This is a genomic window from Streptomyces sp. DH10, assembly GCF_029813805.1.
Taxonomy (GTDB): Bacteria; Actinomycetota; Actinomycetes; order Streptomycetales; family Streptomycetaceae; genus Streptomyces; species Streptomyces coeruleofuscus.
The window spans coordinates 654,672-680,396 of record NZ_JARVKU010000001.1; the positions used below are offsets into that span (position 1 = coordinate 654,672).

23 protein-coding genes and 1 pseudogene are annotated in these 25,725 nt (G+C 71.8%); 14 read left to right on the forward strand and 10 right to left on the reverse strand.

Going from position 1 to position 25,725, the window contains the following annotated elements:
- The first annotated feature begins 132 nt into the window (after window positions 1–132).
- The 3 genes and pseudogenes from QC385_RS02860 to QC385_RS02870 form a co-directional block, all read left to right on the forward strand.
- A complete protein-coding gene (locus QC385_RS02860; protein WP_279539634.1) occupies window positions 133–1,473 on the forward strand; it encodes a hemolysin family protein in 1,341 nt (446 codons plus the stop codon).
- The gene (locus tag QC385_RS02865) at window positions 1,470–2,483 is read left to right on the forward strand and encodes a hemolysin family protein (protein WP_279539635.1); all 1,014 of its coding nucleotides are present in this window, start codon (window positions 1,470–1,472) and stop codon (window positions 2,481–2,483) included. Before QC385_RS02860 ends, QC385_RS02865 begins: the two co-directional genes overlap by 4 nt.
- Before the next feature lie 76 nt (window positions 2,484–2,559).
- A pseudogene (locus QC385_RS02870) lies at window positions 2,560–3,294 on the forward strand (SGNH/GDSL hydrolase family protein); the annotation flags it as partial.
- 188 nt (window positions 3,295–3,482) lie between these two features.
- Here the strand turns inward: QC385_RS02870 and QC385_RS02875 are convergent.
- From QC385_RS02875 to QC385_RS02885, 3 genes are read right to left on the reverse strand one after another with little or no spacing between them, the layout of a single operon-like run.
- A complete protein-coding gene (locus QC385_RS02875; protein WP_279539636.1) occupies window positions 3,483–4,163 on the reverse strand; it encodes a haloacid dehalogenase type II in 681 nt (226 codons plus the stop codon).
- A 49-nt stretch (window positions 4,164–4,212) separates the two neighbouring features.
- Window positions 4,213–5,292: a phosphotransferase gene (locus tag QC385_RS02880; protein WP_279539637.1), complete on the reverse strand. Its 1,080-nt coding sequence runs from the start codon at window positions 5,290–5,292 to the stop codon at window positions 4,213–4,215.
- 23 nt (window positions 5,293–5,315) lie between these two features.
- Entirely contained in the window at window positions 5,316–6,665 is a 1,350-nt protein-coding gene (locus QC385_RS02885) for an aspartate aminotransferase family protein (protein ID WP_279539638.1), read from the reverse strand.
- Window positions 6,666–6,861: 196 nt separating this feature from the next.
- Here QC385_RS02885 and QC385_RS02890 point away from each other — a divergent pair, with 196 nt between their 5' ends.
- The 3 genes from QC385_RS02890 (at window position 6,862) to mug (ending at window position 10,352) form a co-directional block, all read left to right on the forward strand.
- Window positions 6,862–8,028 carry an ROK family transcriptional regulator gene (locus tag QC385_RS02890; protein WP_279539639.1) on the forward strand — a complete coding sequence of 389 codons (1,167 nt, stop codon included), beginning with the start codon at window positions 6,862–6,864 and terminating at the stop codon, window positions 8,026–8,028.
- 322 nt (window positions 8,029–8,350) lie between these two features.
- Window positions 8,351–9,793, forward strand: a complete 1,443-nt coding sequence (purB, locus tag QC385_RS02895; protein ID WP_279539640.1) for an adenylosuccinate lyase — start codon at window positions 8,351–8,353, stop codon at window positions 9,791–9,793.
- A gap of 13 nt (window positions 9,794–9,806) precedes the next feature.
- A complete protein-coding gene (mug, locus tag QC385_RS02900) occupies window positions 9,807–10,352 on the forward strand; it encodes a G/U mismatch-specific DNA glycosylase (protein WP_279539641.1) in 546 nt (181 codons plus the stop codon).
- 4 nt (window positions 10,353–10,356) lie between these two features.
- Here mug and QC385_RS02905 read toward each other — a convergent pair whose 3' ends face one another.
- The 3 genes from QC385_RS02905 to QC385_RS02915 all read right to left on the reverse strand — a co-directional run bounded on the left by QC385_RS02905 (window position 10,357) and on the right by QC385_RS02915 (window position 12,537).
- On the reverse strand, window positions 10,357–10,788 hold the full coding sequence (locus tag QC385_RS02905; protein ID WP_279539642.1) for a hypothetical protein: 432 nt from the start codon (window positions 10,786–10,788) through the stop codon (window positions 10,357–10,359).
- Between the two features lie 100 nt (window positions 10,789–10,888).
- Window positions 10,889–11,614 carry an ABC transporter permease gene (locus QC385_RS02910; protein ID WP_279539643.1) on the reverse strand — a complete coding sequence of 242 codons (726 nt, stop codon included), beginning with the start codon at window positions 11,612–11,614 and terminating at the stop codon, window positions 10,889–10,891.
- A gap of 2 nt (window positions 11,615–11,616) precedes the next feature.
- The gene (locus QC385_RS02915) at window positions 11,617–12,537 is read right to left on the reverse strand and encodes an ABC transporter ATP-binding protein (RefSeq protein ID WP_279539644.1); all 921 of its coding nucleotides are present in this window, start codon (window positions 12,535–12,537) and stop codon (window positions 11,617–11,619) included.
- A gap of 108 nt (window positions 12,538–12,645) precedes the next feature.
- Here QC385_RS02915 and QC385_RS02920 point away from each other — a divergent pair, with 108 nt between their 5' ends.
- From QC385_RS02920 to QC385_RS02930, 3 genes are all read left to right on the forward strand, one after another.
- Window positions 12,646–13,815, forward strand: a complete 1,170-nt coding sequence (locus QC385_RS02920; RefSeq protein WP_279539645.1) for a sensor histidine kinase — start codon at window positions 12,646–12,648, stop codon at window positions 13,813–13,815.
- A gap of 14 nt (window positions 13,816–13,829) precedes the next feature.
- The gene (locus QC385_RS02925) at window positions 13,830–14,492 is read left to right on the forward strand and encodes a response regulator transcription factor (RefSeq protein WP_279539646.1); all 663 of its coding nucleotides are present in this window, start codon (window positions 13,830–13,832) and stop codon (window positions 14,490–14,492) included.
- 88 nt (window positions 14,493–14,580) lie between these two features.
- The gene (locus QC385_RS02930) at window positions 14,581–15,723 is read left to right on the forward strand and encodes an ROK family transcriptional regulator (RefSeq protein ID WP_279539647.1); all 1,143 of its coding nucleotides are present in this window, start codon (window positions 14,581–14,583) and stop codon (window positions 15,721–15,723) included.
- 117 nt (window positions 15,724–15,840) lie between these two features.
- Here QC385_RS02930 and QC385_RS02935 read toward each other — a convergent pair whose 3' ends face one another.
- The gene (locus tag QC385_RS02935) at window positions 15,841–16,602 is read right to left on the reverse strand and encodes a GntR family transcriptional regulator (RefSeq protein ID WP_279539648.1); all 762 of its coding nucleotides are present in this window, start codon (window positions 16,600–16,602) and stop codon (window positions 15,841–15,843) included.
- A 188-nt stretch (window positions 16,603–16,790) separates the two neighbouring features.
- Window positions 16,791–17,675, reverse strand: a complete 885-nt coding sequence (locus tag QC385_RS02940) for an RNA polymerase sigma-70 factor (protein ID WP_279539649.1) — start codon at window positions 17,673–17,675, stop codon at window positions 16,791–16,793.
- A gap of 162 nt (window positions 17,676–17,837) precedes the next feature.
- On the opposite strand from QC385_RS02940, the gene QC385_RS02945 reads away from it, so the two are divergent.
- Complete coding sequence (locus QC385_RS02945) at window positions 17,838–18,668, forward strand: alpha/beta fold hydrolase (RefSeq protein ID WP_279539650.1); 831 nt, start codon at window positions 17,838–17,840, stop codon at window positions 18,666–18,668.
- A 26-nt stretch (window positions 18,669–18,694) separates the two neighbouring features.
- Here the strand turns inward: QC385_RS02945 and QC385_RS02950 are convergent, their stop codons facing one another.
- Window positions 18,695–19,201: an SRPBCC family protein gene (locus QC385_RS02950; protein ID WP_336621265.1), complete on the reverse strand. Its 507-nt coding sequence runs from the start codon at window positions 19,199–19,201 to the stop codon at window positions 18,695–18,697.
- Between the two features lie 193 nt (window positions 19,202–19,394).
- Here QC385_RS02950 and pdxR point away from each other — a divergent pair, with 193 nt between their 5' ends.
- From pdxR to QC385_RS02965, 3 genes are all read left to right on the forward strand, one after another.
- Window positions 19,395–20,825, forward strand: a complete 1,431-nt coding sequence (pdxR, locus tag QC385_RS02955; protein ID WP_279539764.1) for a MocR-like pyridoxine biosynthesis transcription factor PdxR — start codon at window positions 19,395–19,397, stop codon at window positions 20,823–20,825.
- 138 nt (window positions 20,826–20,963) lie between these two features.
- Entirely contained in the window at window positions 20,964–22,538 is a 1,575-nt protein-coding gene (locus QC385_RS02960; protein ID WP_279539651.1) for an alkaline phosphatase D family protein, read from the forward strand.
- Window positions 22,539–22,646: 108 nt separating this feature from the next.
- A complete protein-coding gene (locus tag QC385_RS02965; protein WP_279539652.1) occupies window positions 22,647–23,918 on the forward strand; it encodes a GNAT family N-acetyltransferase in 1,272 nt (423 codons plus the stop codon).
- Here the strand turns inward: QC385_RS02965 and QC385_RS02970 are convergent.
- On the reverse strand, window positions 23,907–25,145 hold the full coding sequence (locus tag QC385_RS02970) for a trans-sulfuration enzyme family protein (protein ID WP_279539653.1): 1,239 nt from the start codon (window positions 25,143–25,145) through the stop codon (window positions 23,907–23,909). The genes QC385_RS02965 and QC385_RS02970 overlap by 12 nt on opposite strands.
- A gap of 59 nt (window positions 25,146–25,204) precedes the next feature.
- Here QC385_RS02970 and QC385_RS02975 point away from each other — a divergent pair, with 59 nt between their 5' ends.
- Window positions 25,205–25,696 (forward strand): Lrp/AsnC family transcriptional regulator, encoded by a 492-nt coding sequence (locus tag QC385_RS02975; protein ID WP_150479522.1) that lies wholly within the window; start codon window positions 25,205–25,207, stop codon window positions 25,694–25,696.
- Window positions 25,697–25,725 lie beyond the last annotated feature (29 nt).

Sequence of the window (25,725 nt, forward strand, 5' to 3'; positions counted from 1 at the left end):
CATCCTTTACCCTTGGATGGCCACTCGGTTCTGCATGAAAGGTTGTGAGCGTCCGCCCATGGGCGAGCCTCCCAGTGCGCGACACCGCGCGTTCCGCCCCGTCCTGGAGAACCATGGAACGGGGGTGAACCGATGACCGAAGTGCTCCTCCTCCTGGCGGCGATCCTGCTCTCGATCGCCTGCGGCGCCTTCGTGGCGGCCGAGTTCTCCCTCACCACGGTCGAGCGCGCCGAGCTGGAGCAGGCGGTGGCACGCGGCGAGCGGGGCGCGCAAGGCGCACTCAAGGCCGTACGGAATTTGACGTTCCAGCTCTCCGGCGCGCAGCTCGGCATCACGGTCACGAACCTGGTCGTCGGCATGCTCGCCGAGCCGTCGATCGCCGCGCTGATCGCCGGGCCGCTGGAGGACATCGGCGTGTCACGGTCGGCGTCGCACAGCCTGGCGCTGGTGCTGGGCACGGCTCTGTCCACGGTGTTCCTGATGGTCGTCGGCGAGCTGGTGCCCAAGAACTGGGCGATCTCGTCGCCGCTGGCGGTCGCCAAGACCGTGGGCAACGCCCAGCGCTGGTTCAGCGCCGCCTTCCGGCCCTTCATCAGGCACCTCAACAACACGGCGAACCGTGTCGTGCGCCGGATCGGCGTGGAGCCCGCCGAGGAACTGGCCTCGGCGCGCGGGCCGCAGGAACTGGCCGCGCTCGCCCGGCACTCCGCCAGGGAAGGCGTGCTCGCGGCCGACACCGCCGAGCTCTTCGTACGGACGCTGAACCTCGCCGACCTGACCGCGGAGAACGTGATGACGCCCCGGGTGCAGGTCGTCGCCCTGGAGGTGCAGGCGACCCTGGAGGACGTGGCGAACGCGACCCGGGCGACGGGCCTGTCCAGGTTCCCCGTCTACCGCGGCACCCTCGACTCGGTCGTCGGAACGGCGCACGTCAAGGACGTGCTGGCGGTACCGGCGGAGCGCCGGACGCGGATCTTCGTCTCCGAGCTGATGCGCGAGCCGCTGCTGGTCCCGGAGACGCTCACCGTCGACCGGCTCCTGGACCGGCTCTCCGGCAAGCGCACGATGGCCGTGGTGATCGACGAGTACGGAGGCACGGCGGGCGTGGCCACCCTGGAGGACATCGTCGAGGAGGTCGTCGGCGAGGTGCGCGACGAGCACGACCCGCACGAGCTGCCCGACCTCGCGCCGGCCGGCACGGACGAGGACGGCCACCCCCTGTACTCGGCCGACGGATCCGCGCGCGTGGACCAGCTCGAAAACGTGGGGCTGCGCGCACCGGAGGGGCCGTACGAGACGCTCGCCGGGCTGGTGGCGACGGTGCTCGGCCGGATACCGGCCGTGGGTGACACCCTCGAGGTCGCCGGCTGGCGGATGGAGGTCCAGGACGCCTCGGGCCGCCGGGCCGCGCGCGTCCGGCTGCAAGCGCCCCTCGACGACGAGAAGCCCGACGAGAAGGGAGTGGAGCTGTGACCGTCGTCCAGCTGCTGATCGGTCTGGCGACGCTCGTCGTCAACGCCTTCTTCGTCGGCGCGGAGTTCGCGTTGATCTCGGTGCGCCGCAGCCAGATCGAGCCCTACGCCGACCGGGGCGACCGGCGCGCCAAGAGCGTGCTGTGGGGCCTGGAGCACGTGTCCGCGCTGATGGCGGCCGCGCAGCTCGGCATCACGCTGTGCACGCTGGTGCTGGGCGTGGTGGCCGAGCCGGCGATCGCGCACCTGCTGGAGCCGGTGTTCCACGCGATGGGCGTGCCCGAGGGCGCGGGGCACGCGGTGTCCTTCGTGATCGCGCTGGCCCTGGCCACGTATCTGCACATGCTGCTCGGCGAGATGGTGCCGAAGAACATCGCGCTCGCCGAGCCGGTGCGCAGCGCGCTGGCGCTCGGCCCGCCCCTGGTGACGCTGTCCCGCGCGCTGCGCCCGGTGATCTTCACGGTGAACGCCTTCGCCAACACCCTGCTGAAGCTGCTGCGCGTGGATGCGCGGGAGGAGGTCGCCGCGTCCTACTCGGACGCCGAGATAGCGCAGATCGTGAAGGACTCCAGCGAGGCCGGCCTCATCGACGACCGCGCCCAGGAGCGGCTGCACGACGCGCTGGAACTGGGCCGCCGTCCGGTGCGTGACGTGGTGCTGCCGCTGGAACGCGTGGTGTACGCGCGTGTGGGGGTCACACCGGACGAGCTGGAGCGGCTGTCGGCGGAGTCCGGGTTCTCCCGCTTCCCGGTGGTGGACGAGGGGCGGCGGATCGTCGGCTATCTGCATGTGAAGGACGCGCTGGAGGCCGCCGGGCGCGATGTGGCGTTCCGGCTCCGGGACATGCGGCCCATCGCGCGCGTGCGGGAGCACACGCCGCTGGACGACGTCCTCACGGCGATGCGGGGCAGCCGTACGCACGTCGCGGCCGTCCTCGGGGCGGACGGCAGGCTGGCCGGCCTGGTGACCATGGAGGACGTACTGCGGGAGCTGTTCGGCCAGCGGGCGTGAGGGCCGGGTCCCGCGGGCGCCCCGGGACGGGGTGACCGACTGCTGGGTATGTGCACGGGATACTATTTCCGTCGCCATGCACACGAACCCCACCTACAGCAGCCTCGTCGCGGTCGGCGACTCCTTCACCGAGGGCATGTCCGACCTGTTGCCCGACGGCACCTACCGGGGCTGGGCCGACGTCCTCGCCGCGCGGATGGCGGCCCGCACGCCCGGCTTCCGCTACGCCAACCTCGCGGTGCGCGGCAAGCTGATCCGGCAGATCGTCGACGAGCAGGTGGATGTGGCGGCGGCCATGCAGGCCGACGTGGTCACCCTGGTCGGGGGGCTCAACGACACGCTGCGGCCGAAGTGCGACATGGGCGCGGTGCGCGCACTCCTGGAGGAGGCCGTGGAGCGGCTGGCCCCGTCGTGCAAGCAGCTCGTGCTGATGCGCAGCCCGGGCCGCCGGGGTCCCGTCCTGGAACGGTTCCGGCCGCGCATGGAGGAGCTGTTCACCTGCGTCGACGAGCTCGCCGCACGGCACGGCGCGATCGTCGTCGACCTGTACGGCGCTCCCTCACTCGCCGATCCGCGAATGTGGGACGTGGACCGGCTGCACCTGACGGGCGAGGGCCACCGGCGGGTCGCGGAGGCGGTGTGGCAGGCGCTGGGCTACGAGCCCGAGGACACCGAGTGGCGCACCCCGATGCCGACGACGCTGCCGCCCGGCTGGGCCCTGCGCCGTGCGGCGGACCTGCGGTTCGCCCGCCGGCACCTGCTGCCCTGGATAGGCCGCCGCCTGACGGGCCGCTCCTCGGGCGACGGTATTACGCCGTTGCCAGTCCCCCACTGGGGTGATCCGGTGTGCGCCGAGCACTGCCGTGAGATCGGCTGCTACTGGACCTGGGACGACCTCTGGCCGGACGGCCCGCCCGCCTCGGCCCCGCACACCCACAGGGTGGCGGAACTCTCGGAGCCGTGCGTCGTGTGTGCCACGCCTGCCCACTAGGGCCTGTGTCAGATGCCGAGCATGGTGTTCAGGTCGTCCAGGGACTTCACCGTCACGTAGTCGTAGCCGTGGGTCACCGGGTCGTAGCCGCGGTCCAGCAGGATCAGGTTGCGGAAGCCCATGTCGTGCATCGACTGGTGGTCGTAACGGGTGTGCGAGGCGACGTGGAGGAAGTCCTCGGGGGACGCGTCGAGCTGGTCGAGCATGTACTCGAACGCCGCGTACCGGGGCTTGTAGTAGCCGGCCTGCTCGGCGGTGAAGACCGCGTGGAAGTCCGCCCCGAGGCGGGGCACGCTCTCCGCGAGGAAGGAGTCGTCGGCGTTGGACAGGATGACCAGCTTGTAGTGCTCGCCCATCTTCTTCAGCGGCTCCACCACGTCCGGGTGGGGGCCCCAGCTGCGGACGCCTTCGGCGAACCGCTTGCCCGCGTCCGGTGCCGCCTTCACGCCCCACTTGCGGCAGACCCGCTCGAAGGAGTCCTGCAGCACCTGCTCGTACGGGTAGTACTGGCCGCGGACCTGGTCGTAGCGGTAGCCGCGGAACTCCCGGACGAACTGGTCCCACTGCCCGGCGGGGACCTGGTCGCCGACGAGTTCACGCGTGATGGGGGTGATCGGGTATTCGATCAGCGTGCCGTAGCAGTCGAACGAGACGTACTTCGGGCGGAACTGAAGCGAGGGAATGGCCATGAGAATGCTCCTGCTCTGAGGAAAATTGCACGTGTTCGGGAATCGCTTTTCAGGAATGCCCGTGACGGGCTTCCCTGAGGTGCGCGACGACGTCGTCCAGGCTCACGGCCAAGGAACGCTCGATATTGATCCAGTCGTCCTTGGCGTGACCGAGGAGGTACTCGCGCCGTTCGGGTGCGCGCTCCGCGCGCCAGTTGGTGATCAGCGCACGCAGTGCGAGTCGCGCCAACGCGGCAACCGGGAGCAGCGGAAGTTCCGAGGCCCGGATGGGCCGCTTCCGTTGGTAGCCGGCGGCGAAGGCGCAGGCGTCCCGCCAGGGACGATCCGGCGTCCTGCCGAGCAGGTTCGCCATGGGAACGGCGGGGTCGAAGATCACCGCACTGCGCACCGTGTCGCCGAAGTCGATGACACCGGTGACGAAGTGATCGCTCTGCGGATCCACCACGATGTTGTAAGGGCTGAAGTCACCGTGGATCACTTGCGTTTCGAGATCACTCAGCCTCGGGACGACGTGGTCGCCGAAGAGCCGGAAGACCGATTGGGCCAATCGCCGGTGCTCGGGGCTCGGCGTGTGCTCGACCAGTTCGATCAGCTGGTGGAAATGCCGGATGTCCCATGCGAGACCTCGTCGGTCCGCCGGGTGCGTGAACGGCCTGAGCGCCACGTCGATCAGCCCCAGCATCTCGCCGGCCTTGGCGAGCCGCCCCGCGTCCGGGTTCACGTCGGCCAGGACCTGGCCTTCGACGAAGTCGAACACCCGCAGGACCCGAGGCCTGCCGTCGTTCAGCCTGATCGTGACATGGTCGTCTGCGTCGGCGGTCAGTTTCACCCGCTGGACGGGCAGATGCGGAGCGGTGGTTTCGAGGTAGCGCATCGCGGCGGTCTGGAGGGCGACGACCGCCTCCGCCTCGTCGGGTGGTGAGACCTTCACGAGGTAGGTGCCCGAGTCGGTGCTGAGTCTGAACGTGTCGTCCTTCTCGGTCGCCAGCCCCTCCAAGCGCCCGTTGAGACCGTAGCGCTCCTCGAGGAATATGCTCACCAGCATCTCGCCGATGGGCTCGTGGGAGGACGTCAGGCCGCTCTCCTGGAGGAGCCGCTGAGCATGGTTCGCAGCTGGTGAGGTGTTCACGGTCAGTCCCTTCGGCCGGCCTGTTACAGACGGTTCTTCGCGACCTCGGCGAAGGTGTCCAGGAATCGCGTCACATCGGCGGAGTCGAAGGCCAGCGGAGGGCGGATCTTCAGCGTGTTCGCCGACGGGCCCGTACCGCTGATCAGGATGCGGCGATCGCGCATGTCGTTGATGACGTTCTCGGTCAGCGCGCGGTCGGGCTCGAGGGTCTCCCGGTCCTTGACGATCTCCACGCCGACGTAGAGACCGGCGCCGCGGACTTCGGCGACGTAGGGAGAGTCCTTGGTGATCTCCCGCAGGCCCGCCCGCAGAGCGTTGCCGTTCTCCAGGACGCGCTGCTGCACGTTCTCCTGCTCGAAGACGTCCAGCACCGCGGCGCCGGCGGCGACGGGGATGGAGCTGCCGCCGAAGGTGTTGAAGTAGCGGACGTTGCGTCCGAACTCCTCGCTGACCTCGGGGCGGAAGACCACACCCGAGATCGGCAGGCCGTTGCCCATCGGCTTGCCCATGGTGACGATGTCCGGCAGCACCCCGTGGCGGCTGAAGCCCCACATCGACTCCCCGAGCCGGGCGAATCCCGATTGGACCTCGTCCGCGATGTAGACACCGCCGGCGGCGTGCACTTCCTCCACCACGGCCTGCATGTAGCCGGGGGGGTCGGTGAAGATGCCGTCGCTGGAGTGGGCGCAGTCGGTGATCAGGGCCGCGAGTCGGTAGCCGTGGCGTTCGAGGTCGTCGATCGCGCCGCGCACCTGCTGCCGCATGTGCTCGTCGAGCGTGGATCCGGGCGCGACGAGGCGCGGGTCAGGAGCGTCGATGAACCGGACGTTCGGGCCCAGCGGTGATCCCGCGCCCAGGGTGGGTGAGAAGCTCGCCACCTCCCGGGTGATGCCGTGGTAGGCCCAGCGGGTGACGATGATGCCCTCGCCGCCCGTGTGGAACCGCGCCACCCGCACCGCCAGGTCGTTCGCCTCCGACCCGCTGCACGCGATGCTCAGCTTGGACAGTTCCTCCGGGAAGGTCGAAAGAAGCCGCTCCGCGTAGTCGACCAGGGCTTCCTGGACGTAGCGCGTGTTGGTGTTGACCGCGGCCATCTGGCGGGCGACGGCCTCGGCCACGTGGGGGTGGGCGTGACCGACGCAGGGGACGTTGTTGTAGGCGTCGAGGTAGTCGTTGCCGTCGCGGTCGATCAGGTGAGCGCCGTGACCGGAGACGAACTCGACCGGCTCCCTGTAGATCAGTGTGTAGCCAGGACCCAGCACCTTGTTCCGGCGCCGGATGGTCTCCTGGAGGTGCTCGGGGAGCTCGCTCAGTACCCCGGGGTCGAACCGGTTGGGGTAGTGGGCGACTGCCCGGCTCAGCGTCGAAGTCATCGGCAGGCACACCTTCAATCTTGTTCCGGGGTTGCTCGCTGCGTCGGCCGGAAACATACCATCATTCGTTCCAGTTCCAATCTGAAACTAAAAACTTTTTTCACCGGCTCCGCGAGGGGCCCAGCAGCCTGCTGCGCTGTCCGCGACCGCGGAGGCGGAGCCGAGTTCAGCGCACGGGGCTCGCTATGGTCATCACGTGACCAACCCGACCTCACGCGACTACAACAAGGCATCGGTCCTCGACGTGGTCCTCTCCCACGCGCCCTTGACGCGGAACAAGCTCATCGAGCTGACGGGCCTGAGCAAGGCCACGGTGTCGAGAGCGGTGGAGGAACTGCGTGCCGACGGCTTCGTCGTCGACAGCGGGGTCGACGAGATCACCGGCCGCGGCCGCCGGTCCACCTATCTGGACCTGCCCGGCACGACCGGCCACGTCGCCGGTGTCAGCTTCGGCGCCCAGACCACCGGTGTGCTGGTGACCGACCTGAGAGGTCGTGAGATCCGGCACGTGACGGTCCCCACCGCCGTTCACCATGAGGTCCAGGACGCCGCGCGATGGCTGGTCGACCTGATCGGGCAGGCCGCCCGACCCGCACAGGGTCCTCTGCGTCAGATCGTCGCCGCGGTGCCCGGCCGGGTCCGGGGCGGCACGGAGATCTTCGGCCCCGCGGAGTCGATGAAAACCTTCGCGGGCTCAGGCCTCCAGCGAGCTGTCGAAGCTCTGGTCGACGCCCCTGTGCTGCTCGACAGCGATGCCAACGCGTCCCTGCTCGGGATCCTCACCGAAGACGCCACCATCAGGAACGCCGCGCTCTTCAGCGTCAGCACCATACTCAACTTCGCCAGCTGCACGGATCACGAGCTCGCCCGGGGAAACACACCCGCCTTCGGTGACATCGGTGTGCTCTCCTCCGGATTCGGCGACGAGAACCTCGACGGCTTGCTGAGCACCCGAGGTCTTCTCCGGTTCGCTCGCGAGCGGGGGCTCGACCTGGAGCGCGTCGAGGATCTCTGGCTGCTGGAGCACGCCGAGGCGTCGCACGCCGAAGTGCTGCACGCGTTCACCACCGCGATCGTGACCGCCGTCAGTGTCGTCGCCGTGACGCTCGACCCGGAGTCGGTCCACTTCGTGGGCCGGCTGCGCCCGCTCGTCGACGTCGTCCTTCCCCAGGTGCGCGAGCGGCTCGACCAGAGCCTTCCGGCGGCGCCGGAGATCAGGACGGGTCCGCATCAGATCGGTCTGTCGACGGCACAAGGAGCGGTCTACGCGTGCCTGACGATTGCTCAGGAACGGCTGCGGGACGCCGTGCTCGGCGCGCGGCACCAGAACCGGCTCACGGAGCGGTCCGCACCGGCCTTCTGAGCCCGCGGGAAGACTCCCACAAGATCAAGACCTTGGCTGCGAAGCGGCCGGTGCGAGGAGCGAACGGCCCGCCGCCGGAGCGGCTCGGGCTGCTGCCGTACGAGGGTCTGGCGTAGACGGTTCCCGGACGTCGCCGTGCCGACGACCACGGGAACCGGCTGACCTCGAGGGAACAAGCTGTGCCGCACCGCGCCGGCCTGCTGGTGCGCGCCTCAGCCGGGCCACGCGGACGTGCCCGCGGACCTCGTCGACACCTCTCGTAGGTTCCCACGAAGGCACCCGCGACGCTGGCCTGCACGAATCGCCAGTAGAATCCGTCCACGTGACTTCCGCTCCCGCCAAGCCCCGCATCCCGAACGTCCTCGCCGGACGCTACGCCTCCGCCGAGCTCGCCACGCTCTGGTCGCCCGAGCAGAAGGTGAGGCTGGAGCGGCAGCTCTGGCTCGCCGTGCTCCGCGCCCAGAAGGACCTCGGGATCGAGGTGCCGGACGCGGCGCTCGCCGACTACGAGCGTGTGCTCGACACCGTCGACCTGGCCTCCATCGCCGAGCGCGAGAAGGTCACGCGGCACGACGTGAAGGCGCGGATCGAGGAGTTCAACGACCTCGCCGGGCACGAGCACGTGCACAAGGGCATGACCTCCCGCGACCTCACCGAGAACGTCGAGCAGCTCCAGATCCGCCTCTCACTCGAGCTGATGCGCGACCGCACGGTGGCGGTCCTGGCCCGTCTGGGCAAGCTGGCCGGCGAGTACGGCGAGCTGGTCATGGCCGGCCGTTCGCACAACGTCGCCGCCCAGGCCACCACCCTCGGCAAGCGCTTCGCGACCGCCACCGACGAGCTGCTCGTCGCCCACGGCCGGATCGAGGAGCTGCTGGGCCGCTACCCGCTGCGCGGCATCAAGGGCCCGGTCGGCACCGCGCAGGACATGCTGGACCTGCTGGGCGGGGACGCCGCGAAGCTCGCGGAACTGGAGCAGCGGATCGCCACGCACCTGGGCTTCTCGCAGGCGTTCACGTCGGTCGGCCAGGTCTACCCGCGCTCGCTCGACTACGAGGTCGTGACGGCGCTGGTGCAGGTGGCGGCCGCGCCGTCGTCGCTGGCGAAGACGATCCGGCTGATGGCCGGGCACGAGCTGGTCACCGAGGGCTTCAAGCCGGGCCAGGTGGGCTCCTCGGCGATGCCGCACAAGATGAACACCCGCTCCTGCGAGCGCGTCAACGGCCTGATGGTGATCCTGCGCGGCTACGCCTCGATGACCGGCGAGCTGGCGGGCGACCAGTGGAACGAGGGCGACGTGTCCTGCTCGGTGGTGCGCCGCGTCGCGCTGCCGGACGCGTTCTTCGCGCTGGACGGCCTGCTGGAGACGTTCCTGACCGTGCTCGACGAGTTCGGCGCGTTCCCGGCGGTCGTGGCGCGGGAGCTGGACCGCTACCTGCCGTTCCTGGCGACCACCAAGGTGCTGATGGGCGCCGTGCGCGCGGGCGTGGGCCGCGAGCTCGCGCACGAGGCGATCAAGGAGAACGCCGTCGCCTCCGCGCTCGCGATGCGCGAGCAGGGCGCCGAGCGCAACGAGCTGCTCGACAAGCTGGCCGCCGACGCGCGCATTCCGCTCGACCGCGCCGAGCTGGACGCGCTGATGGCCGACAAGCTGTCCTTCACGGGCGCCGCGGGCGACCAGGTCGCCGCCGTCGTCGCCCGGGTCGAGGAGATCGTGAAGCAGCACCCCCAGGCCGCGGGCTACACGCCCGGCGCGATCCTCTGACGCGCCGCGTACGATGCCCCGTTTCACACCCGAGGAGCTCGAGGCCGCCCGCGACCGTCTCGTGCCGGACGTGGTCGCGGACGGTCTGCGGGTGCTGTTCTGCGGCATAAATCCCGGTCTGATGACGGCCGCGACGGGCCACCACTTCGCCCGCCCCGGCAACCGCTTCTGGCCGGTGCTGCACCGCTCCGGGTTCACACCGCGGCTGCTGAAGCCGTCCGAGCAGCAGGAGCTGCTGTCGTACGGGCTCGGCATCACCAATGTCGTGGCGCGGCCGACCGCTCGCGCCGACGAGCTGAGCGCCGAGGAGTACCGGGAGGGCGGGCGACAGCTCGCGCTGAAGGTGGGGCGGCTGCGGCCGCGCTGGCTGGCCGTTGTCGGAGTGACCGCCTACCGCGCCGCGTTCGACGTCCGGAAGGCCCGAGTCGGGCCGCAGTCGCGGACGATCGGGGACACGCGCGTGTGGGTGCTGCCCAACCCGAGCGGACTCAACGCCCACTGGACGGCCGAGACGATGGCCGAGGAGTTCGCGCGGCTGCGGGAGGCCGCCGGGGACTGATCTCCTACGGCGGGTCCGTCTCCGTGACCAGGGCCAGCAGTTGGACCGCCTGCGATGTGTCGCGGTCGGTGACCGCCACGGCGACCCAGCGGCCGGTGCCCTCCACCTCCCACAGATACGCGACGCTCGCGCGCTCGCTCAACTCGGCCCACGGCCGGGGTATCTCCTCCTGCCCGCCGCGCAGGAGGACGGTCCGCAGGTTGTAGGGGGGCGTGTCGCCCCAGCGTGAGGCGAGAAGTTCGTAGACGGCGTCCCGGTCCTTCTCGTACTGGTCGATCGTCACCGCGCGGAGCGCCGGGTCGTCGTCGCCCGCGGCCTCTAACACCGCGGTGTGCTCACCGGGTCCGGAGAAGCCGACGTCCGACGGGCCGTGCTCCGCCGGAAAGGGGCGGTAGCACAGCTCGTCGATGAGGGCGATGTGCTGTGCGATGTTCATGGGTCCAGTAAACCCGCCGCCACTGACACTTGGCGGGGCGTCAATCCTGTTCCGGCCGTTCTCCGGCGGGGGCTCGGCCGGGTCTCGGTCGGGTCTCCGGTCAGGCGTCCCGGCGGCGCAGGCTCCACGCCCCCGCCAGCAGGGCGGCCGCCGCCCAGAGCGCGGTCACCGCGAGCCCCGACCACGGCCCGAGGGTGCCGTCGTACGTCTCCCTGAGGACCAGCTGTCCCGCTTTGTCGGGGAGGAAGTCGGCGACGGTGCCCGTCGCGTCGCCGATCACGAACGACACGACGAGGATGAACGGAATCAGCAGGGACAGCGTCGCCACGCCGCTGCGCAGCAGAGCGGCGAGTCCGGCGGCGAACAGGGCCATCAGCATGAGGTAGACACCGCAGCCCACGACGCCGCGCACCTGCTCGCCGGTGCCGAGCCCGTCGGCCGCCGGGCCGAGCCCGACCCGGGCCACGAGGAGGGCGGCGAGAGCGGTCACCAGTCCCACCAGCAGGGCCGGTACGGCGATGACGGCCGCCTTGGCCGCGAACCACCGGCCGCGCCGCGGAACCGCGGCCAGCGAGAGCCGGAGCGCACCCGTCTGGAACTCCGACGACACGGCCATGGCCCCGAAGGAGACGGCCGCGATCTGCCCCGGCACGACACCGGACAGGGCCGTGAACAAGGGGTCGAAGCCGGGGTCCGACGTCTCGGAGACACCGGCGATCGCGGAGAACGCGGTGGTCGCGGCGAACAGGGCCAGGAGCGCTCCCGGGAGCGAGCGGAGCGTACGGATCTTCAGCCACTCGGAGCGGAGGACGGGGGTGAGTTCCATGGTCAGACCTCCTGGGGCTGCGTGGTGAACTCGGCTTCGGCTGACGTGAGGTCGAAATAGGCCTGTTCCAACGTGCCCTCCTCGGCCGCGAGTTCGAGGACCGGCACGCCCGCGGCGGAGGCGAGGCGGCCGATGTCGTCCACGCGTGCGTGGTGCACGGTCCAGTGACCGTCCGGGTGTTCCACGGCGTCCTGGCCGTACCGGGCCAGAGCGCTCCGGAGGGCGTCGGGGTCGGACGTGCGGATGCGTACGCTGGGCCGCACGCGCGCGTCGATGAAGTCCCGCATCGGGGTGTCGGCCAGCAGCCGGCCACGGCCGAGGACGACGAGGTGGTCAGCGAAGGACGCGGTCTCGTTCATCAGGTGGCTGGAGACCAGGACCGTGCGGCCCTCCCCCGCGAGCCGGCGCAGCAACTGCCGGATCCACACGATGCCTTCGGGGTCGAGGCCGTTGGACGGCTCGTCCAGCATGACCACCTCGGGATCGCCCAGCAGGGCGGCGGCGATGCCCAGGCGCTGGCGCATTCCGAGGGAGTACGTCCGCACGCGGCGCCGGGCCACCGACGCCAGGCCGGTTTCCTCCAGTACCTCGTCGACCCGCCGGTCCGGGATGCGGTTGCTGGTCGCCAGGACGCGGAGGTGGTCGCGGGCGGTGCGGGAGCCGTGCGCGGCCTGCGCGTCGAGGAGGGCGCCCACCTGGCGCAGGGGTTCGCGCAGCGTCGGGTACGCGCGTCCGCCGAGGGTGGCGGTACCGGCGGTCGGCCGGTCGAGGCCGAGCACCAGCCGCATGGTGGTGGACTTCCCGGCGCCGTTGGGACCGAGGAAGCCGGTGACGCGGCCGGGCAGGACACGGAAGGTGAGGCCGTCCACGGCCCGTTTGCCGCCGTACTCCTTGGTGAGGTCCTGGACTTCGATGCTGGTCATGGCAGCAGCGTGGCCGGTCGGAGGGGTTGCGGGCCTCCCCCGGCGGTGGAGATCGTCTCCCCCGTGCGGGGGAGGCTCGTTGTCAGTGGCGGCTGGCACGATGGCGCGATGGTCCGCATGCTGCGCCCGTTCGCTCGGGCGGTGACGTACACGCGGTGGCTGCATCTGCTGGTGGCCATCGTGTGGCCGTCCATGTGGCTGTTCGTCCAGGAGGCGTGGTGGACCCAGGCCACGGCCGCCCTGCTGCTCGGACTCGCCGGCCTCGTGCCGGCCACGCGGCTGGTGGAGGGGTTCCAGGCCAGGCTGTTGCTGACCGGCCGGCGGCACGGCAGCGAGAGTGCGGAGATCGTGGCCACTCCGTCCGTCACGTGGGCCGATCGCGGGCGGACGGTGGTGTGGTTGGAGGCGCGGCTGTGCCTCGGCTGGATCGTTGCCCACCTCTCCGTCCAGTTGCCCCTTCTCGCCGTCGACTTGCTGACGACGGGGCTCGGTCTCGGGCCCGTCGCCGACGGATTGGTGCCCGTCGAGGAGAACCGCTGGTGGCACGCCGTGCTCGCACCCGTGCCGTTGATTCTGTTCCTCGTGGTCGTGGTGTGGTCGGGCCACCTCATCACCGCGCTCGCCGAGCGGCTCCTCGGCCCGTCACCCGCGGAGCGGCTCGCGGCCTTGGAGGAGCGCACCGAACAGCTCTTGGAACGCACGCGCATCGCCCGCGAGTTGCACGACTCCATCGGCCACGCGCTCACGGTCGCCGTCGTACAGGCGGGGGCCGCGCGTGCGGCCGGCGATCCCGCCTTCACCGACCGGGCACTGGGCGCCATCGAGGAGACCGGCCGGGCCGCTCTGGAGGACCTGGAGCGGGTGCTCGGTGTCCTGCGCGAGTCGGAGAAGCCCGTGAACGGCAGACCGGCCCTCACGGACGCCGACCGGCTGCTGGAGTCCGCGCGCGCCTCCGGGGCGAAGGTCGACGCCGAGGTGACCGGTCCGGTGGACACGGTGCCCGGGCCGGTGTCCCGGGAGGGTTACCGGATCCTCCAGGAGGCACTGACCAATGTGCTGCGGCATGCCGGAGCCGTGCCCGTGCGGGTCCGTGTGCAGGTCGCCGCCGGCACTCTCGTCCTCGCCGTACGCAACCCGCTGACGGAGCCGGTACCCGGCCCCGGGCGCGGCAGCGGCCTGCGGGGGATACGCGAGCGCGCCGCCCTGCTCGGCGGGCTGGCCCGGACCGGCCCCGACGAAGGCGACTGGCAGGTCCATGTCGAGCTGCCGTTGAGTTGATCTACGCTGGTCCGATGCCGGTCACCGTTCTCCTCGTCGACGACGAACCCCTGGTGCGCGCGGGTCTGCGGGCCGTGCTGGAGGCCCAGCCCGACATCGAGGTGGTCGGGGAGGCCGCGGACGGGGCGTCGGTGATCCCGCTCGTGCGGCAGCTGCGGCCCGACGTGGTCGCCATGGACGTACGGATGCCGCTGCTGGACGGTATCGAGGCCACCCGGGCGCTGCTGCGGACGGTCGAAGAGCCGCCGAGGATCCTCGTGGTGACGACGTTCGAGAACGACGAGTACGTGTACGAGGCGCTGCGGGCGGGCGCCGACGGATTCCTGCTGAAGCGGGCCCGGCCGGCCGAGATCGTGCACGCGGTGCGGCTGATCGCCGAGGGCGAGTCGCTGCTGTTCCCGGCCTCGGTACGGCAACTGGCCTCCGAGTACGGCGACGACGGCGGGAACCGGGCCGCGCGGGCGGCGATGGAGCGGGCCCAGCTGACCGAGCGGGAGGGCGAGGTGCTGCGGCTGATGGCACGCGGCCTGTCCAACGCGGAGATCGCCGCCCGGCTGGTCGTGGGCACCGAGACGGTGAAGTCGCATGTGAGCGCCGTACTGGCGAAGCTGGGAGCCAGGGACCGCACGCAGGCGGTGATCGCGGCGTACGAGTCGGGGTTCGTGGCGCCGGGGTGACCGGCGGGGGCCGGCGCCTGCCCCTCGCCGGGGTGCGCCGCGCCGAGTACGATCCGGCCAACACGCGCACGAGCTGGGAGGACGGACGGTGGGGCGGCTGACCGGCGGGGATCCCTCGCTGCTGCGAAGGATCAACTCCGCGGTGGTGCTGCACGCGCTGCGTGCCACGGACTGCGCGACGCTGACCGAGATCACCCGGGTGACGGGGCTGTCCCGGCCGACCGTCGAGGGCGTCGTCGAAGGGCTCATCGAGGCCGGTCTCGTCGTCGAGAAGGCGGCCGAGGAGGGTGCCGCCCGCAAGCAGGGGCGGCCGGCGCGGCGGTTCCGGTTCCGGGCGGAGGCCGGGCATCTGCTGGGCCTGGAGATCGGGGCGCACCGGGTGGCGGCGCTGCTGGCCGACCTGGACGGCCGGGTGATCGGCTCCCAGGCCAAGGACGTTCCCGAGGCGGCGGGGGCCGACGAGCGGCTGGAGCGGCTGCGCGGGGCCGTCGCCGAGCTGCTGCGCCGGGCCGGTGTCGCACGCGGCTCGCTGCGGGCCGTGGGCGTGGCCACGCCCGGGATCGTCGAGGCGGACGGCACGGTTCGGCTCAGCACCGCGCTGCCCGGGTGGACGGGGCTGCGGCTGGGCGAGCGGCTGAGCCGGTCGTTCAAGTGCCCGGTCCTGGTCGAGAACGACGCCAACGCGGCGGCCGTCGCCGAGCACTGGAAGGGCGCGGCCACCGAGTCGGACGACGTGGTGTTCGTGCTGGCGGGGCTCAGCCCCGGCGCCGGTTCGCTGATCGGGGGGCGGTTGCACCGGGGCTACGGCGGGGCGGCCGGGGAGATCGGCGCGCTGCATCTGCTCGGCCGGGAGGTGACGCCGGAGACGCTGCTGTCCACCACCGACGAACCGCTGCACCCGCTCGACGAACAGGCCGTCGCCGTGGTCTTCGCGCAGGCCCGCGAGGGCGACCAGCGGGCGCGCGCGGCCGTCGACCGCTTCCTCCAGCGTCTGGTCCACGACGTGGCGGCCCTGGTCCTCGCCCTCGACCCGGAACTGGTCGTGATCGGCGGCTGGGCAGCCGGTCTGGACGGCGCCCTGGACCCCCTCCGCCAGGAACTGGCCCGCTACTGTCTGCGTCCCCCGCAGGTGACGCTGTCCCGCCTGGGAGACGCGGCAGTGGCGACAGGCGCCTTGCGTCTCGCCCTGGACCACGTGGAGGAGCAGCTGTTCACGGTGGAACGCCGCTGAACGGCGACGCATGAAAGGGGCGCGAGGCTGTGTCCATATGCGGCTCCGCCGCGTGGGCGCGACCAGCCACGACGCGCGCGCAGTCACCCACGCACCGCCCTCCCTACGGCGCCACGGTCAGCAGGCCCGCCGCTCCGGCCCGGCGTGAATCTCCACGGCCCCCGCGTCACCGAAGGTCAACCGACACGTGTCAGCGCGATACGTCGCGACGGACAACGCAGCGACACGCCCCGCGGCCACGAACCGCGTCGTCACCACCAGCACGGGCGCCCCCGGCAGCCGGTCCAGTTCCTTCGCGTCGTCGGCCCCGGCGGAGCCGAGTTCCACCGCGTTCTCCTGCCGCTCCAGCTCCAGCCGCTGGAGCTCGCGCAGCACCGCACGCGCGCGTGCCGCTCCGGACGGCGCGTCGATGCCGGAGAGCTCGGGCACCGAGGACTGCGGGATGTAGAGCAGCTCGGCCGCGACGGGCCGGCCCTGCGAGACCCGGGAGCGCCGCACGATGTGCACGGACTCCTCCGGGCCGGTCTCCAGCGCCTCGGCGACCGCCGCGGGCGGCACCGCCGCCGTGCAGTCGACGGGCTGCCAGGCGTCGTCGGGGCCGCCCGGCCAGGTGTGCGGGCCGGTGCCCAGGGAGACGCCCATGCGGGGCGGCGCGACGGTCGTGCCGACACCGCGGCGGCGCTGGAGCCTGCCCTCCAGTTCGAGCTGCTCCAGGGCCTGGCGGAGCGTGGCGCGGGCCACGCCGAAGCGGGCCGCGAGATCGCGCTCGTTGGGCAGGATCTCCCCCACGGAGAACTCCGAGTCGAGCGCTTGGCTGAGCACGGTCTTGAGATGCCAGTACTTCGGCTCCGGCACCGATTCCAACTGCGTGGTCCCCACCCTGTCCTCCGCAATCGCCGTGGTCGGCGGCTTTTTAGCGCCCTTGTTTTTTAAAGGTTGTTTCACTTCTCTGCGACCATAGGGCGGCCCTGATGCTTGGTCAATACCAATGGCCGGGAACGTTCACGGGACGTTCATGCGAGGGCGCGGGGGTGGTCCTGCGGCGCCGTCCCGTCGTGCGGCGCCGTCTACACGGCGGCCAGCGAGCGCAGCTTGTCGGGGTTGCGGACGATGTAGACCGCCTGGACGCGGCCGTCGGCGACGTCGAGCTGGAAGACGGAGTCGGGCTTGCCGCCGGACAGGAACAACAAGGCCGGGCCGCCGTTGAGTTCCAGGAAACGCGGGGAGAGGCCGGGGTCGCTCTTCCGCGCGGCGCCGACGAGGAACCGGCCCACCTTGTCCGCGGTCTCCAGGACCCGCAGCGGCGCCCGCGCTTTTCCGCCACTGTCGCCGACGAGCCGGACGTCCGGGGCGAGCAGCTCCATCAGCCCCTCGAGGTCACCGTCCGCCGCGGCGGCGAGGAACCGTTCAGTGAGGTCGCGCCGCTGGGCGGGGTCGACCTCGTAGCGCGGCCGCCGCTCCTCGACGTGCTTGCGCGCCCGCCCGGCCAGCTGGCGCACGGCCGGTTCACCGCGGTCGAGCATCGCGGCGATGTCGGCGTACGGGAAGCCGAAGGCCTCGCGCAGCACGAACACCGCCCGCTCCAGCGGTGACAGGGACTCCAGCACGACGAGGAGGGCGAACGAGACGGAGTCCGCGAGCACGGCCCGCTCGGCGGTGTCCGGCACGGTGTCGCCGAAGTCGGTGACGTACGGCTCGGGCAGCCACGGGCCCACGTACGTCTCCCCTCGGGCCTTGATCTGGCGCAGCCGGTCGATGGCGAGGCGGGTGGTGATCCGTACGAGGTATCCGCGCGGTTCGCGTACGTCCCCTCGGTCGCTGCCCGACCAGCGCAGCCATGCCTCCTGGACCACGTCCTCCGCGTCGGCGACACGGCCCAGCATGCGGTAGGCGACGCCCAGCAGGACGGGGCGGTGCGCTTCGAAGACGTCGGTCGCGGTCTCGGTGGTCACGGGATCCATCCCAGCCCACCGGTCCGTCCCTGTCCAGGCGGAATCGCCCCTCCCGGCCGGCCGTGGCCGGGAAGCCGGCGCCACCGTGGGGCTACCCGCCGGTAGCAATTGCTGACAAGCTGTCTACGGCGTCCGTCAGCGAGTACAGCCGAGGAGCACCGCATGTCCGTCACCGTCTCCTTCAAAGTCGCCTCCGCACAGGGCGAACAGAACGTGACCCTGTCCTACACGCGTCAGGGCAGCGGTGAACCGCTGCTCCTGCTGCACGGCATCGGTCACCACCGGCAGGTGTGGGACCCGGTGATTCCCGCGCTGGCGGCCGAGCGGGACGTGATCGCCGTGGACCTGCCGGGGTGCGGCGAGTCACCGGCGCTGCCGGACGGCATGGCGCACGACCTGCCGACCATGAACACCGTCCTGGCCGCGCTCTGCGAGGCGCTGGAGATCGAACGGCCGCACGTGGCGGGCAACTCGCTGGGCGGCCTGCTGGCCCTGGACCTGGCCCGGGCGCAGCTCGTCCGCTCCGTCACCGCCCTGTCCCCCGCGGGGTTCTGGAACGACATGGAGCGCCGCTACGCCTTCACCGTGCTGATGACGATGCGGCAGATAGCCCAGCGGATGCCGCTGCCCGTCGTCGAACGCCTGGCCCGCCCGGCGATCGGCCGCACCCTGCTGACGAGCACCATCTACGCCCGCCCGGGCCGTCGTTCGCCCGAGGCCGTGGTCGCCGAGACGCTCGCGCTGGCCCGGGCCCAGGGGTTCTCCGAGACTCTCCGCTCCGGCAGGTCCGTGCAGTTCACCGACGACATCGTGGGCACACCCGTCACCGTGGCGTGGGGCAACCGGGACCGGCTGCTGATCCCCCGCCAGGGCGTGCGGGCCAAGAGCGTCATCCCCCGCGCCCGTCTGGTACGGCTGCCCGGCTGCGGCCACGTCCCGATGAACGACGACCCGGCTCTGGTCGCCCGGGTCGTCCTCGACGGCAGCCGCTGAGGGACCGGGAGCCCGGCCGGCCGTCGTCACTCGGCCGGCTCGGCCGCCACCCGTGCGGTCGCGGCGCGCAACAGTCGTACGTACCAGCCCCAGTCGGCCGGGCGCGCGACCGTCCCGGTCAGCGCGCGCTCGGCGCAGTCCAGGCTCTGCCGGAACGCCGCGTCGTACAGGGGGCGGAAGTACAGCAGCCAGCCGAACCAGCGCACACCCCCGGGGCGCAGCACCAGGGTGTTGCGCAGGACGGTGCGCTCCGCGCCGAGGTGCTGGACGCTGAACTCGTGGAAGCCCCGGAGGCCTCGCGGGCCGGTGACACGGAACCGCACCCACTCCCCCGGCACGTAGTGACTCACCTCGTACCGCACGCAACCGTGACCGCCCGACGCGCCGACGGCCAGCGGCCGGTCGAAGCGCACCGGCGGCCAGCCGGGCGGCCACAGCCGGTCGTTGCCGGTGCCGAGGGAGTCGATCAGGGCGCCGACGGCCGCCGGTGCCGCGGGCAGCTCACGTTCGTGGACGTTCAGCACGGTGATCACGGGCGGAGGCTGCCCTGTCGTCCGGCCCGGCAACTGACCCGATCGGGGAACCGCGGCGCACGCCGGGGGCGCGCCCGTGGCCGGCCGCACGCCGACGCGCGCTCGGGCGCCGGTGGACGACGGCCGCCGCCCCATGCATGACGATGGGCTGAAGGCCCGCCGGCGGATCCGGCAGACTGACCGCATGGACAGCATGGAACGCAGCGAGCCCGCGTCGCCCGCCTGGGAGCTGCTGCTCCCGGCCGCTTCGGCACCGGCACGCACGCGTGGCCGTTCCCTCCAGGCGGCGCTGCGCGAGGCGGTCCGCTCGGGCCGGCTCGCACCGGGCACGCGGCTGCCGTCGAGCCGGGATCTCGCGGCGGATCTGGGGGTGTCGCGCGGGCTGATCACGGAGGCGTACGAGCAGCTGACGGCGGAGGGTTATCTGCGCAGCGGCCGGGGCGCCGGGACGTGGGTGGGCTCGGCGGTACGGACCGCCCGGCCGCGGGCGCACGACCTCGCTCCGCGCTCCCCCGGTGCCCGGGTGGACTTCGTGCCCGGGACGCCGGATCTGTCGCTGTTCCCGCGCTCGGCGTGGGCCGCCGCCCAGCGCGGTGTGCTGGCGGAGATGCCGCACCAGGAGCTGGGGTATCCCGATCCGCGCGGGCTGCCCCGGCTGCGAACCGCGCTGGCCGAACTGCTCGCCCGGCGGCGGGGTGTGGCGGCCGACCCGGAGCGGATCGTGGTGGTCTCCGGGGTGGCCCAGGCGACGACGCTGCTGGGTTTCGCGCTGCACGCGCGCGGTGTGCGCACCGTGGGCGTGGAGGACCCGGGCAGTCCCCAGCACGACGCGCTGTACACCTCGGCCGGGGTCACCGCCGTGCCGCTGCCCGTGGACGGCGAGGGGATCGCCCTGGAGCCGCTGCGGGCGTCGGGCGTGCGGGCCGTGGTGACGACTCCGGCCCACCAGTTCCCCACCGGCATCGCCTACTCGCCCCGCCGTCGCGCCGAACTGCTGGACTGGGCGCGGTCCGTGGACGGCATCGTCCTGGAGGACGACTACGACGGCGACTTCCGCTACGACCGCGCTCCCGTCGGCGCGCTCCAGGGCCTCGACCCGGACCACGTCGCCTACACGGGGTCGGTCAGCAAGTCCCTCGCACCGGGCCTGCGGCTGGGCTGGCTGCTGGTGCCCGAGTCCTGGGCGGAGGAGATCGTCGAACGCAAGCGCACGCTGGACCTCGGTCACCCGGCCCTCGACCAGGCGCTGTTCGCCCGCTTCCTGGAGCGCGGCGACTACGACCGCCAGTTGCGCCGCTGCCAGCGCGCCTACCGTGAGCGCCGTGACGCCCTGACCACCGCCCTCGACGAGCACTTCCCCGGCTCCCGGGTCTCGGGCATCGCCGCCGGCCTGCACGTGATCGCCACCCTGCCGGAGCGCTACGGCCCCGAGGAGCGTTTCCTCACCCGCGTGACGGCGGCCGGGGTGGCGGTACGCCCCCTGTCGGCCTACGCACACCCGCGTCCCGCGCGGGAGGAGGCCGACGGGCCGAAGCGGACACGGCTCGTCCTGGGCTACGCGCACGTACCGACCGCCCGGATCCACGAGGGTGTACGTCTGATGGCGGAGGCGGCCACGGGGTGACCCGGCGTGGCTCGCGGGTGCCCGCCGGTTCCCCTCCTCCCGCGGTCAGTTGTTCACTTGGGGTTCGTGTGTGCGCTGCGGCGTGCCAGTAGTTGTGGCTGTGCACACTGGCCGGATCCCGTCCCTGGAGGCGCATCCATGTCACACCGTCCGTTCCCCGCGCGCCGTAGCGTCCTGCGTGGCTCCCTCGCCGCGTCGGCGGCCCTCACCCTGCCCACCGCTCTCGGCGCGGCGCCGGCCTTCGCTCGGTCGGGGCGTCCGAAGGCGGGGTGGGGTGTGCAGGCGGGAGACGTGACCCGCGACTCCGGGCTGGTGTGGGTGCGCTCCGACCGGCCGGCCCGGATGATCGTCGAGACGTCGGCGACCGAGTCGTTCCGCAACCCGCGCAGATGGCACGGCCCGCTGCTGGGTCCGGGCACCGACTTCACCGGCACGACCCTGCTGCGCGGCCTGCCGTCCGGTGAGCAGATCCACTACCGGGTGCTGCTCGCCGACCCGGACGACCCGCGCCGCACCGGCGAGCCGGTCACCGGCACTTTCCGTACGGCGTCCGAGAAACGGCGTGACGGCGTGCGGTTCGTCTGGTCCGGCGACCTGGCCGGTCAGGGCTGGGGCATCAACCCGGAGCTCGGCGGCTACCGGATCTACGAGGCGATGGCCGCCCTGGACCCGGACTTCTTCATCTGCAGCGGCGACAACATCTACGCCGACGGGCCCCTCACCGAGACCGTGGCCCTGCCCGACGGGCGCACCTGGCGGAACATCACCACCGAGGAGAAGGCGAAGGTCGCCGAGACCCTGGCCGAGTTCCGCGGCAACTTCCGCTACAACCTGCTGGACGAGAACCTGCGCGCCTTCAACGCCCGGGTCCCCTCCATCATCCAGTGGGACGACCACGAGCTCACCAACAACTGGTACCCGGGCGAGATCCTCGGCGACAGCCGGTACACCGAGAAGAACGTCGACGTGCTCGCCGCCCGCGCCCGCCGCGCCTTCTCGGAGTACTTCCCGATCTCCACGCTGCGCCGCCCCGACGGCCGCGTCTACCGCGTGCAGCACCACGGCCCGCTGCTGGACGTGTTCGTGCTGGACATGCGCACCTACCGCAACGCCAACTCGCCGGACGACCAGCCCACCGACCCGCAGGGCATCCTCGGCCGCGAGCAACTGGAGTGGCTCAAGCGCGAGCTGGCCCGCTCCCGCGCGGTGTGGAAGGTGATCGCCTCCGACATGCCGATCGGCCTGGTCGTCCCGGACACCGGCGACGGCAAGCCGAACATCGAGGCCGTCGCCCAGGGCGACCCCGGGGCACCGCTGGGCCGTGAGCTCCAGATCGCCGAGCTGCTGCGTTTCATCAAGCACCGCAGGATCACCGGCACGGTGTGGCTCACGGCCGACGTCCACTACACCTCGGCGCAGCACTACGAGCCGTCGCGGGCCGCCTTCACCGACTTCGAGCCGTTCTGGGAGTTCGTGTCGGGCCCGCTGAACGCCGGCGCGTTCCCTGCGAACACGCTCGACGGAACCTTCGGTCCCGACCGTGTGTTCCTGAAGGCCCCGACGACCGCCAACGTCTCCCCCGCCGGGGGCTACCAGTTCTTCGGCGAGGTGGACATCGACGGCGGCAGCGGCGAGCTGACGGTGCGTCTGCGCGAGCAGGACGGCACGGTGCTGTTCACGAAGGTGCTCCAGCCGGGCCTGGTCGGCCAGTAGTACGGAGCGCAACGTTTGAAGCGTCGATAAGGAGGGCAAACTGCCCCCTTTACCCAGCGGTCACAAAGCGTTCGCGATCACGCAACACCATTCCGTCACAGTGGGTGCATGACGCGAAAAGTGACTGAAGTGACCAACCTGAAGAACGACTGCCCCTCCGCCACCTCCTGGCAGCGGGTCACGGCGGCCTTCCACACCTGGCGAACACGACGCCACGAACACGCGCCGCCGACGGGCGATACCGGGTCCCCGGCACCGGAGCCGGTGCCGGGGGCCGACACGCCCGGGACGAACACGCTGTGGCGGATGCGGACCACGGTGAAGGACGAGCCCGGATCGCTGGCGGTCCTGTGCACGGCCCTCGCCGGGCACCGGGTCGACATCCTCAGCCTCCAGACCCATCCGCTGGCCGAGGGCACGGTGGACGAGTTCCTGCTGCGCGCCCCGGGCGAGTTGCCGGCCTCCGGCATCGCCACGGCGGTCCGGACGGCCGGCGGCACGGACACCTGGATCGAGCGGGCCGACGCCCACGACCTGGTGGACGCGCCGACCCGGGTGCTGGGCCTCGCCGCCCGGACCGCCCTGGACGCCGCGGAACTGCCCCTGGCACTGCGCCAGTTGCTGGGCCGGTGCACGATCCGTTCCCAGCCCGCCCCGGCCGGCGGCGGCCGGACGTCCGACGGTGTCCCGGTGGAGGGAGCCCTCGACGACACGGTGATGCGCCTGCGCGCCCCCGAAGGCGGAGTCATCACCGTGGAGCGGCCGTACCTGCCCTTCACACCGACCGAGTTCGCCCGGGCCAGGGCCCTGGTGGAACTGGACGCCCGGCTCGGGCCGCGCGTCCCGCACGGCCGGGACGTGCTCACCCTGGCCGAAGGCAGCGACATCACGGTGCGCCGGGCCGACACCCGTGACCTGGAGGCGGCCAGGGCGATGCACGAGCGGTGCTCGGACCGCACGCTCAGGCTGCGCTACCACGGGCCGGTCGGTGACGCCGACCGCTATCTCAACCACCTGCTCAGTCCCCGCTTCGGCCGTACCCTCGCCGTGCAGACGGCCTCCGGGCGGCTGGTCGGGCTCGGGCATCTGCTGTGGGACGGGGACGAGACGGAAGTCGCCGTGATCGTCGAGGACGCGTGGCAGCGGCGGGGCGTCGGCGGGGAGTTGCTGGGCCGTCTGGTCGCGATGGCCGCGGAAGGCGGTTGCAGGAGTGTGTATGCCGTGACGCAGGCGTCCAACACGGCGATGGTCGCCGCGATGCGAGGGTTGGGCCTCCCCCTCGACTATCAGGTCGAGGAGGGGACCCTGGTCATCACCGCGCGGCTGGGTGAGACAGTTTCTACAGGTGCGGGTGAGCTGGGGAGTGCCTCAGCGTCGTAGGGGCAGTTGTACGTCGGCGGGTGCGGGCTCGCTGTAGCTGGTCGCGCAGTTCCCCGCGCCCCCGAGGGGGCGCCCCAAAGCACCGTTCAGGTCCGACCACAGGTCCTCCACGTCCTCCAAGCCCACCGACATGCGCAGCAGACGGTCGCTCACCCCGGCCCCCCTGCGGTCGTCCGCGTCCACGATGCGGTGGCTGATCGAGGCCGGGTGCTGGATGAGGGTGTCCACGCTGCCGAGGCTCACCGCCGGGGTGATGAGGCGGACGCCGGCGATGACCTCGTGGGGGTCGCCGTGTATCTCGAAGGAGACCATCGCGCCGCCGATGCGCGGGTAGTGCACGCGGGCTACACGCGGGTCGGCGGCGAGGCGGTGGGCGAGTTCGGCGGCGTTGGCGGAGGCGGCCCGTACCCGGACGGGGAGGGTGGACAGGCCGCGCAGCAGCAGATAGCCGGCCAGCGGGTGAAGGACACCGCCCGTCGCGAAGCGGACCTGCCGCAGCCGGCCCGCGAACTCCTCGTCGCAGGCGATGACGCCCGCCAGCACGTCACCGTGGCCGCCGAGGTACTTGGTGGCGCTGTGCAGTACCAGCCGTGCGCCGTGTTCGGCAGGGCGCTGGAGCACCGGCGTGGCGAACGTGTTGTCCACGAGCAGCGGCACCGAGCCGCAGGCGTGGGCGACGGCCCGGAGGTCGACCTCGGCGAGGGTGGGGTTGGCCGGGGACTCCACGATGACCAGCCCGGTGTCCGGACGCAGCGCCTCGCCGATTCCGGCCGGGTCGGTCCAGGTCACCTCCGAGCCCAGCAGCCCGGCGGTCAGCAGATGGTCGCTGCACCCGTAGAGGGGACGTACGGCCACCACGTGCCGCAGCCCCATGGAGGCGCGTACGAGCAGGACGGCGCTCAGGGCGGCCATGCCGCTGGCGAAGGCGACCGCCGCCTCGGTGCCCTCCAGTCGGGCCAGCGCGGTCTCGAAGCGGGCCACGGTCGGGTTCCCCAGCCGCCCGTACACGGGCGGGCCGTCCGGCTCCGCGCCGGTGGCCGAGAACGCGTCGATACGGGCCGCCTCGCCACGGCTGTCGTACGACGGGTAGGTGGTGGACAGATCGATCGGCGGGGCGTGCAGCCCCTGCCGGGCGAGGTCGTCCCGCCCGGCGTGGACGGCCTCGGTGGCGAGTGCTCTCGGTGCGGTGCGTACGTCGGCGTGGGCGCCCATGCTCGCTGTGTCCATGACGGAAGGGTGAACACCGACCGGGCCCGAGGGCGAGAAGCCCGTGCTACGTTCGGCCGATGGCCGAATCTGTCGTACTGGACCCGGTGGATCTCCACCTGCTGCGGCTGTTGCAGAACGACGCCCGGACGACGTACCGGGACCTCGCCGCGCAGGTCGGGGTGGCGCCGTCGACATGTCTGGACCGGGTGACCCGGCTGCGCCGCTCGGGAGTGATCCTCGGGCACCGTCTGGAGCTGGATCCGGCCAAGCTGGGGCGAGGGCTTCAGGCCCTGCTGTCGGTACAGGTCAGGCCGCACCGGCGGGAGCTGGTGGGGCCGTTCGTGGAGCGGATCCGGGCCCTGCCGGAGTCGCGGACGGTCTTCCACCTGACCGGGCCGGACGACTACCTGGTCCATGTCGCGGTCGCCGACATGGCCGACCTCCAGCGGCTCGTGCTGGACGAGTTCACCTCGCGGCGGGAGGTGGCGCGCGTGGAGACCCGGCTGATCTTCCAGCAGTGGGAGTGCGGGCCGCTGCTGCCGCCTTCGCCCTCGGCTCAATCCACATGACGTGCGCCGTACGTCGTACCAGGATGGAC

What these genes read in the sequence shown, in the direction of transcription:
- QC385_RS02925 (WP_279539646.1), top strand. Translation starts at nt 13,830, where the DNA reads ATGCCGGTCACCGTTCTCCTCGTCGACGACGAACCCCTGGTGCGCGCG.
- QC385_RS02970 (WP_279539653.1), bottom strand. Translation starts at nt 25,145, where the DNA reads ATGGACACAGCGAGCATGGGCGCCCACGCCGACGTACGCACCGCACCG.
- QC385_RS02905 (WP_279539642.1), bottom strand. Translation starts at nt 10,788, where the DNA reads ATGAACATCGCACAGCACATCGCCCTCATCGACGAGCTGTGCTACCGC.
- QC385_RS02960 (WP_279539651.1), top strand. Translation starts at nt 20,964, where the DNA reads ATGTCACACCGTCCGTTCCCCGCGCGCCGTAGCGTCCTGCGTGGCTCC.
- QC385_RS02875 (WP_279539636.1), bottom strand. Translation starts at nt 4,163, where the DNA reads ATGGCCATTCCCTCGCTTCAGTTCCGCCCGAAGTACGTCTCGTTCGAC.
- QC385_RS02860 (WP_279539634.1), top strand. Translation starts at nt 133, where the DNA reads ATGACCGAAGTGCTCCTCCTCCTGGCGGCGATCCTGCTCTCGATCGCC.
- QC385_RS02975 (WP_150479522.1), top strand. Translation starts at nt 25,205, where the DNA reads ATGGCCGAATCTGTCGTACTGGACCCGGTGGATCTCCACCTGCTGCGG.
- QC385_RS02920 (WP_279539645.1), top strand. Translation starts at nt 12,646, where the DNA reads ATGGTCCGCATGCTGCGCCCGTTCGCTCGGGCGGTGACGTACACGCGG.
- pdxR (WP_279539764.1), top strand. Translation starts at nt 19,395, where the DNA reads ATGGAACGCAGCGAGCCCGCGTCGCCCGCCTGGGAGCTGCTGCTCCCG.
- QC385_RS02965 (WP_279539652.1), top strand. Translation starts at nt 22,647, where the DNA reads ATGACGCGAAAAGTGACTGAAGTGACCAACCTGAAGAACGACTGCCCC.
- QC385_RS02885 (WP_279539638.1), bottom strand. Translation starts at nt 6,665, where the DNA reads ATGACTTCGACGCTGAGCCGGGCAGTCGCCCACTACCCCAACCGGTTC.
- mug (WP_279539641.1), top strand. Translation starts at nt 9,807, where the DNA reads ATGCCCCGTTTCACACCCGAGGAGCTCGAGGCCGCCCGCGACCGTCTC.
- QC385_RS02910 (WP_279539643.1), bottom strand. Translation starts at nt 11,614, where the DNA reads ATGGAACTCACCCCCGTCCTCCGCTCCGAGTGGCTGAAGATCCGTACG.
- QC385_RS02945 (WP_279539650.1), top strand. Translation starts at nt 17,838, where the DNA reads ATGTCCGTCACCGTCTCCTTCAAAGTCGCCTCCGCACAGGGCGAACAG.
- QC385_RS02915 (WP_279539644.1), bottom strand. Translation starts at nt 12,537, where the DNA reads ATGACCAGCATCGAAGTCCAGGACCTCACCAAGGAGTACGGCGGCAAA.